The sequence below is a fragment of the Verrucosispora sp. FIM060022 genome (genome assembly GCF_003977705.1).
In the GTDB taxonomy this organism is placed as follows: Bacteria; Actinomycetota; Actinomycetes; order Mycobacteriales; family Micromonosporaceae; genus Micromonospora; species Micromonospora gifhornensis.
Genome location: NZ_RQIV01000001.1, coordinates 21,002 through 32,742, shown reverse-complemented (window position 1 = coordinate 32,742; position 11,741 = coordinate 21,002). Strand labels below are relative to the sequence as shown.

Below are 11,741 nucleotides of genomic sequence, written 5' to 3'. Positions count from 1 at the left end.
CAGAAGATCGACAGGAGAGTGCCATGACCGTCCGCGGATTCGACCGGCCGCCGACCCGACTGGAGGCCGCCAAGGCGTACGCGGAGCAGGTCTGGGGAACGGGCAGCGCCAAACGGGTGGCCACATTCGACAACGGCACCCCGTACGTGCGGGCGGGGGCGGTGGCGCGGTTCCTGACCTGGTTCGTCGACACGGTGGTGTGCCTGTTCGGGGTGGGGGTCTGTGTCGTCGCGCTGGCGCTGCTGCATGACGGTGGGCAGGGCCTCTCCATCGACGCCGTCGCCGTGCTGGCGATCGCGTCGTACTTCGTGGTGCCGATGCTGTACGGCCTCTGCTACGGCAACGGCCGCGCGCTCGGTGCGGTCCTCACCGGTACGCAGCTGGTACGGGCCAAGGACGGCGGACGCATCGGCCTGAAGGGCTGCTGGGCCATGGTGGTCCGGACGGTGTTCATGCCGATCGTGTTCGGCATCGTGGTGCTGAGCGCGGCGACCGGGTTGGGGGTGGCCGGTTCCCTGGCGCGGACCAGCATCGACCGCGCCGCCACCCGACACCTGCACGCCGCCGGCATCCGGTGACTCCCAATACCTTCGCGTCCGATATATTCGGGCCATGGATACGCCGCTACGCGAACCGACCTACCTCATCCTCACCGCGCTCGCTCGCGAGCCGATGCACGGTTACGCGATCATCGGCGAGGTCGCCGCTCTCTCCGACGGACGGCTCTCGCTGCGCCCCGGCACCCTCTACGGTGCGCTGGACCGGCTCACCGACGCCGGGCTGGTGGAACTCGACCGCGAGGAGACAGTCGACGGGCGGCTGCGCCGCTACTACCGCCTCTCCCCCAGCGGGGCGAGCATCCTCGCCGCCGAGACCGAACGACTGCGGCGCAACGTCGAAGCGGCCACCGCTCGGCTGCGCGCCCGCAAGGCCCAGGCGCTGACTCCGCGTACGGCCGGGGGGTTGGCATGAACGAGTTGGAGCGACGCTACCGACGCCTGCTGCGGGCGTACCCGCCGGACTACCGACGCGAACGCGGCGACGAGATCATCGGGACGTACCTCGACCTGGCCGGACCGGATCGGCGCTGGCCCTCCCTCGCGGAGGCCGCGGACCTCGGGCGCGGCGGTCTGCGTCAGCGGCTGCGCGCCGCCGGCGCCACCGACCTGATTCCCGGGGTACGCCTGGCCGGGCTGCTCGCCCTGACCACCGCCGCCTTCCTCGCCGGCTTCTGGGTGTTCGCCGAGCAGCAACTGCCGCCCGCCGAGGCAGGGGTGCCGGTGTTCGGCCCATTCGTCTCGGTCGGCATCGTCGCATGGTGCGGTTGGCTGATCGCCGCGCTTGTCGTCGCCGTCGCACCGGGCCGACCCGCCCGAGTGGCGATCGGCGTGGCGTTGCTGATGACCGCAGCGGTGCCGGCGGTGAGCGTGCTCGCCGGTGTGCCACGGCCACCGCTGCTGGTGGTGGCCCCGATGGTCGCGCTCGGCGTGCTGGCGCTCGCGGTCGATGACGGCCTGCCGGTGCCGGCCCGAGTTCTGCCGGTGACGGCGGCGGTCAGCGGTGGTCTCCTCTCGTACGCGATGGGGGTCGGTGCGTACTGGAGCGCCTACCGTGGTGGGGGCGGAGAGTTCCAGCCGCCCATCGGCACGGTGCTGCTGCTGGTCGTGCTCCTGCTGGCGATCGGACTGGGCATGCGGCGGGACGCGCGGGGCGGCTGGGCCGCGATGGCCCTGCTCACCCCGGTCGGCCTGCTCAACGTGCACCTGCTGGCCGGGGCGGTGGACGGTCTCGCCAGTGGTGCCCCACGCCCCACGTACCCGACGATGGTCGGCGTTGCGCTCGCCGTCGCCCTGCTCGGACCGGCCCTGCTGCCGGCCGCCGTCGCCCTGCGCCGCCGCCTGGGCACCCCGTCCGCCGCCGCTGCCTGCCCCACCTGCGGCAGCCGCCGCTGACCGGCGGTCAGGGAGGGCGTCGTAGCCAGGAGGGTGCGCGGAGCACCACGGCCAGCACCAGCAGGGTCATCGCCACCGCGCCGGGTGCCTTCACCAGCCGGGCCACGTTGCTGCCGTCGGGCAGGGCGAGGAAGGACGCCGCCGCGCAGGGCAGCGCGAACCAGGCCGTACGCGTCGCCGTCACCGCGAGCAGCGCCAGCGGCCAGGTCGCGTACCAGGGGTGGAACACCGGCGCGAGAACCACCGTCGCCACCAACGCCATGCCGGCGGCACCGAGGATCAACCGTCGCTCCCCCGGCGGCGTCCTCGGATCAGCGGGACGCACCACGCCGGCCCGTGCGGCCAACCTGATGACCCACCCTCCGGCTCCGTCGGACCGGGCGGCCGGGGTGCGCAGGGCGGACCAGGTTCGGCACCAGAGCAGGACGAGGAACGCGGCCAGCACCACCAGGCCGACGACACGGGTCACCGGCACCGCGCCGGGTGGCCGGCCGACCAACCTGCCGACGTAGTCCACGACCATGCCGACCGCCGTCGGCGGCGAGGTCCACTGCACGGTGTCCCCGCTGCTGCCCAGCCCACCGATCCAGCCCAGCCCGAGACCGGACAGCAGCGACGTCACCACCAGCGCGCCGACCACCCCGACGGCGAGGAGCCCGCCGTCGCGCAGCAGCGCCGCGACCGTGTGTCGACCGCGTACCGCGGCCAGCGCCGCGAACGGCAGCACCACCACGGCGGTGGCCTTCACCGACACCGCCAGCCCGAGCAGCACCCCGGCGGCCAGCAGCCCGGCAACCGCCGGCACCCCCTTTCGGCCCGACAGCAGCCGGCCGGGAGGACGGACCAGGAGCAGGAGGCCGGGCAGGAGCAGGCCGAGCATCACCGCGTCGTTGTGCGCACCGGCCACCAGGTGCACGCCGACCAGCGGGCAGGCCAGCACCAGCCAGGTCGCCCGTCGGGTCGGCACGCCGGCCGCCCGGGCCAGCCCGGGCAGGCAGAGCGCCGCCACCAGCAACCCGGCCACCGCCAGCACCCGCAGCAGCGCCACCGTGCCGACCAGGCCACCACCGAGCACCACGGCCAGGGCACCGAGCAGCACGAAGAACGGGCCGTACGGGGCGGCCGTGTCCCGCCAGACCGGCGCGACCGCGTCCAGCCAGGGGCAGCCGGCCGCAGCCACCCCGGTGGCGTACGGGTCACCACCATCGGCGTACACCCAACCCTGGCAGGCGTACGAGTAGACGTCCCGGCTGCCCAGCGGGGCGCTGAACAGCAGCGGCAGCGCCCACAACCCGGCAGTCCGGTACGCCCAGGCCGCCGACGGCGCACCACCACGCAGCGCCCACCAGGCACCGACCATGGCGGTGGTGCCGGCCAGCCAGAGGATCACGGTCAACGGACCGTCGACCGCAGGGTTGGTGGTCCGCTCCGGCAGCGCACCGCCCAGGAAGGAGGCGGTGGCCAGCAGCACCGCTCCGGCCAACCCGATCCACCGGGCCACCCGGTCACGGCCGGTGACCGAACCGGCCTCGCGATCGGCGGTCGAGCCGCCCTCGCGGCCGGTGGTCGAGCCGGCCTCGGTGATCGAGGCGTCGGGGTGGGGGGCGCCGGGTTCGGTCACCGGCGTACCTCTCCTCAGTCCACGGGAACGGGTCGGCGAGTCGCCCGAGCCGACCGTACCAAGCGAACCGCCACCACGATCACGAACAGGGTCATCAGCGGCGCACCTATCGTCTTGGTGTGCCGGGGCAGCCCGGTGCCGTCGGCGAGCACGTGGAACGCCGAGTACACGGTCACCGCGCTGAACCACCAGGTGCGGTGGGCGGTGGCGGCGAGCAGGACCAGCGGCCAGAACCAGTACCAGGGGTGGAACAGCGGGGCCAGCGCCACCGCCGCGGTCAGGGCCAGCGCGGCGTGCCACAGCGGTTCGCGGTAGCGGGCCCGGAACCACAGCCAGACCAGCAGCGCCGCCAGCACCACCATGGCGATGCCGCGGGTCACCGGCAGCGCGTCGATGTGCAGGCCGAAGGGCAACGCCAGGTAGCCGATGGTCTGTCCGACGGCGGTCGGTGGCGAGGTCCAGGCGATCACCTCGTTGCCGTGCGAGAGCCCGGTGATCCAGCCGAGGTCCAGTCCGGCGGCGAGGGTCACCCCGAACAGGGTGGCCACCGCGCCACCGACCACCGGCGTACCGTCGCGCAGCAGGCCGCGCAGCGAGAAGCCGTTCGGGATCGCGGCGAGCGCCGCGAAGGGGACCACCACCAGCGCGGTGACCTTGATCCCGGCGGCCAGGCCGAGCACCACTCCCCCGGCCAGCAGGTGCCAGGTACGGCCCGGCCAGGTGACCACGATGGCCAGTCCGGCCACCATCAGCCCGACCATCATCGCGTCGTTGTGCACGCCGGAGATCAGGTGCACCCCCACCAGCGGGCTGGCCAGGGCCAGCCAGAGCGCCCGACCGACCGGCACGCCGCAGCGGCGGGCCAGCACCGGCAGGCAGGCCGCCGTCAGCACCACGCCGGCCACCGCGAGCACCCGGAACAACGCGATGCTGCCGAGCAGCGACCCGGTCGCGGCGACCACCGCGCCGGAGATCACCACGAACAGCGGACCGTACGGCGCCGGGGTGTCCCGCCAGATGTACGACATGGTGTCCAGCCAGGGGCAGGGCAGGGTGGAGACGCCGTACTCGTACGGGCTGATGCCGTTGGCGTAGCTCGCCCCCTGGCAGGCGTACGCGTACGCGTCGCGGCTGCCCAGCGGTGGGGTGACCAGGAAGGGCAGGATCCACAGGGCGGCGGTGGTCAACGCCCAGCGGGCCGACGGCACCCGGTCCCGCAGCACCCACCAGGCCACCGCCATGGCGATGGTGCCGAACAGCCACAACCCGATGATCCACGGCCCGTTCGGGCCGAGCCAGATCTTCACCGGGTCGGGTCGCAGGTCCCCGTCGGGCAGGGCTCCACCGAGGAAGGCAGCCACCGCCAACATGATCGATCCGGCTAGTCCAGTCCAGCGCACGAGGTGATGGGGCACGCCCGCCATGCTGCCAGTACCGTGAGCGCGGGGCGGAGGTGGGCATGCGGGGCTCTCGGGTGGTGGCGCTGGCCGCCGCGTGTGCCGGTGCGCTCGGTGTGGCGTACCTCATCCTCCCGGCGATGGGTTCGGACCTGGCGGCGCAGGTGGCCCGGGCCGACTTCTTCGTCGCGCACGGGCCGACCCCGGTCGACCTTCGCTGGTACGGCGGGGTCCAGCAGTTCGGCTACAGCCTGCTCGCCCAGCCGGTGATGGCCCTGCTCGGGGTACGCCTCACCGGCGTCGTCGCCCTGGTCGCGGCGGCGACCGCGCTGGCCGCCCTGCTGGTCCGTGCCCGGGTGCCCCGGCCGCTGCTCGGCAGTCTGGTCGGGGTGGTCACCATCGCCGGCAACCTGCTCTCCGGCCGGATCACGTACGGCCTGGGGGTGGCCTTCGGCCTGGCCGCCCTGCTCGCCCTCACCTGGCGACCCACGCTGTCACCGGCAGCAACCACCGTTCGACACGTCCGCTCCGGCGGTCGGTGGCCGCTCGTGCTGGCCGGGGTCGGGGCGCTGCTGGCCTCGGCGACCAGTCCGGTGGCCGGTCTCTTCGTCGGTCTGGCCGGTGTCGCCCTGCTGCTGTCGCGCCGGTACGCCGACGGGCTGACCCTGGCGGTGACCGCCGCGTTGCCGTTGGGCGTGACCGCGCTGCTGTTCAGCGACGGCGGCTGGATGAACATCAGCCGTACCGACACGATCCGGGCGACGGTGACGGCCCTGCTGGTGGCCGCGCTGGTCGGGTACCGGCCGGTGCGGGTCGGGGCGCTGCTGGCCGCCGGTGGGGTGGTCGCGGCGGCGCTGGTGCACACCCCGGTCGGCCTGAACGCCACCCGCCTGGCGACCATGTTCGCGCTGCCGTTGCTGGCCGCCGCCGCCCACCGCCCCGCCTGGCTCGGATCGGCCCGGCGGACGGGCCCCCCGGCAGCCCAGCCACCGCCGGTCCCGCCTGCCCGGCCGCCGTCGGTGGGCGCGATGCCACGGCGGGTCGGGGCGGTCGCGTTGGCTGTGCTGCTGGCGGTGGTGTGCTGGTGGCAGCCGCCGGTGGTCCCCGCCGACCTGCGCAGCATCGGCGATCCGACAAGCGCTCCCGGCTACTTCGCCCCGCTGCGCGCCGAACTGGAGCGGCGCGGGCTCACCGGTCGGCTGGAGGTGCCGCCGACCCGCAACTACTGGGAGGCCGCCCGGCTGGGCGAGGTGCCGCTGGCCCGAGGTTGGCTGCGGCAGGCCGACATCGACCGCAACCCGCTGTTCTTCACCACCGTGCCCGGCGCGACCGGCACCGGCGTGCCGCTGACCGTCGACAGCTACCGGGCCTGGCTGGACGACAACGCGGTGCAGTACGTCGCGGTGCCGGACGCCCCGCTGTCCTGGGTCGGCCGAGCGGAGGCAGAACTGGTCGACGGCGGCCTGCCGTACCTGACCGAGGTCTGGTCCGACCGGCACTGGCGGCTGTACGCGGTGACCGACCCCACCCCCCTGGTCGGGGCGCCCGGCGAACTGCTGCACGCCGACGGCGCTTCGGTCGCGTTCGGCACCACAGGTGCCGCGACAGTGCCGGTGCGGGTCCGGCACAGCCGCTGGTTGACCGCCTCCGGCGACGCCACCGTCGCCGCCGACGGGGACTGGACGGCGGTCACGGTGCCGCGCGCCGGCACGTACACCCTCGGCAGTTGATCCGGCTCCCCCGCCCACAACCGTTACCGGCGTTAACAAGGGGCCCTTCCTCTACCGCAGGCGTTAATAAGGTGCCCTTCCTTACATCTCCAGGACGCGTTCGGCGGCGGTGCGGGAGCGGCGGCCGGTGCGCAGGTATTCGTCGAGGAACTCACCGGGGTCCTCGGCACCGAGCAGCCGCACCACCCCGGCCAGTTCCACGCCGTGCCGGGGCAACTGGTCGCCGGCCCGGCCCCGGACCAGCATCAGCGCGTTGCGGACCTGCGCCGCGAGGGTCCAGCCGGCCGCCATCGCCTCGGCGTCCGCCGGGTCGACCAGGCCCAGGTCACGGGCGGCGGTGAGGGCGTCGAGGGTACGGGTGCCGCGCAGCGCCGGGTACGCCCCGGCGTGGCGCAGTTGGAGCAGTTGCACCGCCCACTCGACGTCGGCCAGGCCGCCCCGACCCAGTTTGGTGTGGGTGGCCGGGTCGGCGCCCCGGGGCAGCCGCTCGGTCTCCACCCGTGCCTTGATCCGGCGGATCTCGATGATCTGTTCCCGGGTCAGCCCGTCGGCCGGGTACCGGACCGGGTCGACGAGCTGTTCGAACCGGGTGCCCAGGTCGGCGTCGCCGCAGACGCAGCGGGCGCGTAGCAGCGCCTGGGCCTCCCACACCCTCGACCAGCGGGCGTAGTACTGCTGGTAGGCGGCGAGGCTGCGGACCAGTGGCCCCTGCCGGCCCTCCGGGCGCAGGTCGGCGTCGACGCCGAGCGGCGGATCGGGGGCGGGCATGCCGAGCAGTCGGCGCAGCTCCTCGGCGATGGCCTGGGCGGCGGCGCTGGCGGCGCTCTCGCTGACGCCTTCGGGCGGCTCGTAGACGAACAGCACGTCGGCGTCGGAGAGGTAGTTGGACTCGTACCCGCCGAGTCGGCCCATGCCGATCACCGCGAATTTCAGGCCCGGCATCGGCGGCTGGGCGGCCCGGGCGGTGCGCAGCGCGGCGGCGAGGGTGGCGTCGGTGACGTCGGAGAGGGCGGTGCCGACGGCGGTGATGTCGGCCAGTCCGGGGGTGGCCCGTTCGCCGTCGCCCCGCGAGGGTGCCAGCGAACCGGCCCGGCTGAGCACGTCGGCGCACGCGAGGCGGAGCAGTTCCCGGCGACGCAGCGCGCGGACCGCCCGGATGGCCTCGACCGGGTCGGTGTGCCGGCCCGCTGCGGCGGCGAACCCGTCGCAGAGCACGTCGCGGGGCCGGGGCCGCAGTTCGCTCTCCTCGGCCAGCATGCGCAACGCCTCCGGCTCGCGGGCGAGCAGGTCGGCCGCGTACCGGGAGGAGGAGAGCACCCGGGCCAGGCGGCGGGCCACCGGCCCGGAGTCGCGCAGCAGCCGCAGGTACCAGGGGGTGCTGCCGAGGGAGTCGGAGACCTGACGGTAATTGAGCAGCCCCCGGTCCGGTTCGGGGGCGTCGGCGAACTCGCTGAGCAGCACCGGCAGCAGGGTGCGCTGGATCGCGGCGGTGCGGCTCACCCCGCCGGTGAGGGCCTGGAGGTGACGCAGCGCCCCGGCGGGGTCGGCGAAGCCGAGGATCTCCAGCCGGTTGCGGGCCGCCTCGGGGGTCAGCCGCAGACCGTCGGCCGGCACCCGGGCCACCGACTCCAGCAACGGGCGGTAGAGCAGCTTGGCGTGCAGCCGGCGTACCTCGGTGGCGTGGGTGTTCCACTCGGCGCGGAAGGCCTCGACGGCGCTGCGTCCCGGGCTGGCGGCGTATCCGAGGGCGGTGGCCAGCCACTTCAGCGCGTCCGGATCGGTGGGCACGGTGTGGGTTCGCCGCAGGCCCTGTAGTTGCAGACGGTGCTCGACGCCGCGCAGGAAACGGTAGCCGCGCAGCAGCGCCTCCCCGTCGGCCCGGCCGACGTAGCCGCCGGTGACCAGCGCGCGCAGGGCGGGGATGGTGCCGGGGGTACGCAGCGACTCGTCGCCGCGCCCGTGCACCAGTTGGAGCAGTTGCACCGCGAACTCGATGTCCCGCAGCCCGCCGGGGCCGCGTTTGATCTCGCGCTCCAACTCCTTCGGCGGAATGTGGTCGATGATCTTGCGACGCATGGCCCGGACGTCCTCGACCGCTTCCGGACGCTCGGCCGCCTGCCAGAGCAGCGGGGCCAGCGTGTCGATCCACTCCTGACCCAGCGCCAGGTCACCGGCGGCCGGTCGGGCCTTGAGCAGGGCCTGGAACTCCCAGGTGCGGGCCCAGCGGCGGTAGTACGCCAGGTGGCTGGCCAGGGTGCGCACCAGCGGACCCCGGTTGCCCTCGGGACGCAACGCGGCGTCGACCGGCCAGGCCACCAACCCGCAGATGTGGATCAGCCGGGTGGCCACTGTGGTGGCCGCGGCGAGGTCGTCGTCCTCGGCCGCCACGAAGATCACGTCTACGTCGGAGACGTAGTTGAGTTCGCCGCCACCGCACTTGCCCATCGCCACCACGGCCAACCGGGGCACTGCGGTGCCCTCGGGCAGCTCGCTCACGGCGATGTCGTAGGCGGCGGACAAGGTGGCGTCGGCCAGCGCGGAGAGGGCGACCATTGTCTGCTCCAGGCCGCGCCCGCCGGTCAGGTCGGCCGCCGCGATCCGCAACAACGCCAGCCGGTACGCCCGACGCAGCACCGCCACCGGATTGCCGTCGCCTGTCGCGTCGAGCCGCCCGTCGGCGGTCGGAGCGAGCCCGTCCGGCTCGGTACGCAGCACCGCCCACTGGTCGGGGTTGGCGACGAGATGATCGCCCAACGCCGAGGAGGCCCCCAGCACGGCGATCAGCCGGCGGCGCAGCCCCGGATCGTCGTGCAGGGCCGCGAGCAGGGCAGAGCCGGCCCCGATACCACCCGAGCCGCCGGCCCCGGACGTGTCCGTACCGGCGGCCGTGCCGTTGCCGCCGGTCTGGGCGCGGCGTTCCGCCTCGACGAGGCGGTGCAGTTGGCGCAGCGCCAGGTCCGGGTCGGCGGCCCGGGACAGCGCGGTGAGCAACTCCTGGGCCGCCTCGCCACTGGGTTCCTGGGTCTGCGGTCGCCACAGGTCCAGGCCGGTCGGGCCGAGCAGGTCGGCGGCGCGGGCACCGCCGTCGGAGTCGGTGATGTCGAAGCCGTACCGGGCGAGCCGGCCGGTGGCGCTGGTCGGCCGGCCCATCAGTGCCCGAGCAGCGGCAGAGTGCGGCGCGGCCCGTCGTCGTCCAGTTCGCCGAGGGCCAGCGCGGCGAACCGGGCGGCGAACGGTTGCCAGACCTCTTCCACGTCGACCATCACCGCGTCGCAGGCGGCGACCACGAGGTCCCGGTCGTAGCCCAGCTCGGCAAGCAACGCCGAGTCGGTGGCCCAGTCGGCGACCATCGCCGTGTCGCACTCGATGTGGAACTGCAGACCCCAGGCCCGGTCGCCGAGGCGGAACGCCTGATGCGGATAGCGGGTGGAGGCGGCCAGCAGGGTCGCGCCGACGGGCAGCTCGGTGATCTCGTCGGCGTGCCACTGCAACACGTCCGGGATCAGCGGCACGTACCGGAACAGCGGATCGTTCTCGGCGGCGTCGCGCCGGCCGACCACGGCCGGGCCGACCTCGGGCCCGGCGGGGCTGCGCTCGACGGTGCCGGCGTGGGCGGTGGCGAGCAGTTGCGCGCCGAGGCAGATGCCCAGGGTCGGCAGTCGGTGCCGGACCGCCTTACGCAGCAGCGCCTCCACGTCGGGGAACCAGGCAGCCGACGGCGTCCCGTCGGTTGTCGGGTAGGCCTGCTGATCGCCGCCGAGCACCACCAGCGCGGCGTAGCCCGCGAGGTCGGCGGGGAGTTCGTCGCCGACGTGCGGGCGAACCACGGACAGCTCCAGCCCCGCCTCGGTCAGCCATTCCCCCAACCGCCGCGCATCGTCGGTCGGGTCGTTCTCGATCACCAACGCAGTTCCCACGTCGTCGAGGCTATCCGGTCGGGCCGATCGGGGCCGCGCGCGGGACTAGGCTCTCCGGCTGTGTCCGACCACACCGCTGCTGACCACGTCGTACGCCCGCCGGCCCTGCGCGAGGGCGACACGGTGATGCTGGTGTCCCCCTCCGGGCCGACCCGCCCGGAGCGGGTGGCGCGGGGCATCGAACTGCTCACCGGCTGGGGTCTGCGGCCCGTGCTCGCCCGCAACGTGTACGCCCGACAGGGCTACCTGGCCGGGGTCGACGCGCTGCGCGCGGCCGACCTGAACGCCGCCTTCGCCGACCCGCAGGTACGCGGGGTCATCTGCACCCGGGGCGGCTACGGGGCGCAGCGGGTGGTGGACGCGATCGACATGGCGGCGGTGCGCCGGGACCCGAAGGTGGTGGCCGGCTTCTCCGACATCACCGCCCTGCAACTGGCGCTGTGGCGGGGTGCCCGGCTGGCCGGGGTGCACGGACCGGGGGCGGCCTGGCGCGACGAGCGCACCCCGCTGGCCTCCGCCGAGTCGCTGCACGCCGCGCTGACCCGTACCGAACCGGTCACCGTGCGCGCCGTCGAGGCCGAGGAGACCTTCGCCGTACGGGTGCCGGGGCGGGCGGTGGGTCGGCTGCTGGGCGGCAACCTCTGCCTGATCGTGGCCTCGCTGGGCACCCCGGACATGCCGGACCTGACCGGGGCGGTGCTGTTGCTGGAGGACGTGCAGGAGCCGCCGTACAAGGTCGATCGGATGCTGACCCAGTTGCGTCGCGCCGGTGCGCTGGACGGGCTGGCCGGGGTGGCGGTGGGCCAGTTCACCGACTGCGCGGACGGCTGGGAGGTCAGCGTGGCCGACGTGCTCACCGAACGCCTCGGCGACCTGGGCGTACCGGTGCTGGGCGGGCTGCCGATCGGCCACGGCCCCGGTCAACTCTCCGTCCCGGTGGGCACCCTGGCCACCCTCGACGCGGACGCCGGCACCCTCACCGTGGCCCCCGCCGTTCGCTGACCGTCTGTCCCGGTACCGATCCCCGAGGGCGGGCATGTCCGATTATTTCGGCCGAACTGCCAGCTCGCTGACAGGTTCGGCATGGGCCTCACCCAGACTGGCGGGTCACTGTCGGTGACGTC

General features: G+C 74.2%; 9 protein-coding genes. 5 read left to right on the top strand and 4 right to left on the bottom strand.

What is annotated here, in order from left to right:
* Positions 1-23: 23 nt before the first annotated feature.
* From EG812_RS00150 to EG812_RS00140, 3 genes are read left to right on the top strand one after another with little or no spacing between them, the layout of a single operon-like run.
* On the top strand, positions 24-578 hold the full coding sequence (locus tag EG812_RS00150) for an RDD family protein (RefSeq protein WP_126710416.1): 555 nt from the start codon (positions 24-26) through the stop codon (positions 576-578).
* Positions 579-612: 34 nt separating this feature from the next.
* Positions 613-972, top strand: coding sequence for a PadR family transcriptional regulator (locus tag EG812_RS00145; RefSeq protein ID WP_126710415.1), 360 nt, complete (start codon positions 613-615; stop codon positions 970-972).
* On the top strand, positions 969-1,952 hold the full coding sequence (locus tag EG812_RS00140; protein WP_126710414.1) for a serine/threonine-protein kinase: 984 nt from the start codon (positions 969-971) through the stop codon (positions 1,950-1,952). The genes EG812_RS00145 and EG812_RS00140 overlap by 4 nt, the downstream gene beginning before the upstream one ends.
* Before the next feature lie 7 nt (positions 1,953-1,959).
* Here EG812_RS00140 and mptB (EG812_RS00135) read toward each other — a convergent pair whose 3' ends face one another.
* Complete coding sequence (gene mptB / locus EG812_RS00135; RefSeq protein WP_502697176.1) at positions 1,960-3,537, bottom strand: polyprenol phosphomannose-dependent alpha 1,6 mannosyltransferase MptB; 1,578 nt, start codon at positions 3,535-3,537, stop codon at positions 1,960-1,962.
* Positions 3,538-3,587: 50 nt separating this feature from the next.
* Positions 3,588-4,988, bottom strand: coding sequence for a polyprenol phosphomannose-dependent alpha 1,6 mannosyltransferase MptB (mptB, locus tag EG812_RS00130; RefSeq protein ID WP_193386268.1), 1,401 nt, complete (start codon positions 4,986-4,988; stop codon positions 3,588-3,590).
* A gap of 44 nt (positions 4,989-5,032) precedes the next feature.
* Between mptB (EG812_RS00130) and EG812_RS00125 the strand changes: the two genes are divergently transcribed.
* Positions 5,033-6,700: a hypothetical protein gene (locus EG812_RS00125; protein WP_126710413.1), complete on the top strand. Its 1,668-nt coding sequence runs from the start codon at positions 5,033-5,035 to the stop codon at positions 6,698-6,700.
* Between the two features lie 81 nt (positions 6,701-6,781).
* On the opposite strand, the gene EG812_RS00120 is transcribed toward EG812_RS00125, so the two are convergent.
* Positions 6,782-9,850 carry a bifunctional [glutamine synthetase] adenylyltransferase/[glutamine synthetase]-adenylyl-L-tyrosine phosphorylase gene (locus EG812_RS00120; RefSeq protein ID WP_126710412.1) on the bottom strand — a complete coding sequence of 1,023 codons (3,069 nt, stop codon included), beginning with the start codon at positions 9,848-9,850 and terminating at the stop codon, positions 6,782-6,784.
* On the bottom strand, positions 9,850-10,617 hold the full coding sequence (locus tag EG812_RS00115; protein ID WP_126710411.1) for a type 1 glutamine amidotransferase: 768 nt from the start codon (positions 10,615-10,617) through the stop codon (positions 9,850-9,852). Before EG812_RS00115 ends, EG812_RS00120 begins: the two co-directional genes overlap by 1 nt.
* Before the next feature lie 126 nt (positions 10,618-10,743).
* Here EG812_RS00115 and EG812_RS00110 point away from each other — a divergent pair, with 126 nt between their 5' ends.
* A complete protein-coding gene (locus tag EG812_RS00110) occupies positions 10,744-11,619 on the top strand; it encodes a S66 peptidase family protein (protein WP_050814783.1) in 876 nt (291 codons plus the stop codon).
* The last annotated feature ends 122 nt before the right edge of the window (positions 11,620-11,741 follow it).

What these genes read in the sequence shown, in the direction of transcription:
- EG812_RS00150 (WP_126710416.1), top strand. Translation starts at nt 24, where the DNA reads ATGACCGTCCGCGGATTCGACCGGCCGCCGACCCGACTGGAGGCCGCC.
- EG812_RS00145 (WP_126710415.1), top strand. Translation starts at nt 613, where the DNA reads ATGGATACGCCGCTACGCGAACCGACCTACCTCATCCTCACCGCGCTC.
- EG812_RS00140 (WP_126710414.1), top strand. Translation starts at nt 969, where the DNA reads ATGAACGAGTTGGAGCGACGCTACCGACGCCTGCTGCGGGCGTACCCG.
- EG812_RS00125 (WP_126710413.1), top strand. Translation starts at nt 5,033, where the DNA reads ATGCGGGGCTCTCGGGTGGTGGCGCTGGCCGCCGCGTGTGCCGGTGCG.
- EG812_RS00120 (WP_126710412.1), bottom strand. Translation starts at nt 9,850, where the DNA reads ATGGGCCGGCCGACCAGCGCCACCGGCCGGCTCGCCCGGTACGGCTTC.
- EG812_RS00110 (WP_050814783.1), top strand. Translation starts at nt 10,744, where the DNA reads ATGCTGGTGTCCCCCTCCGGGCCGACCCGCCCGGAGCGGGTGGCGCGG.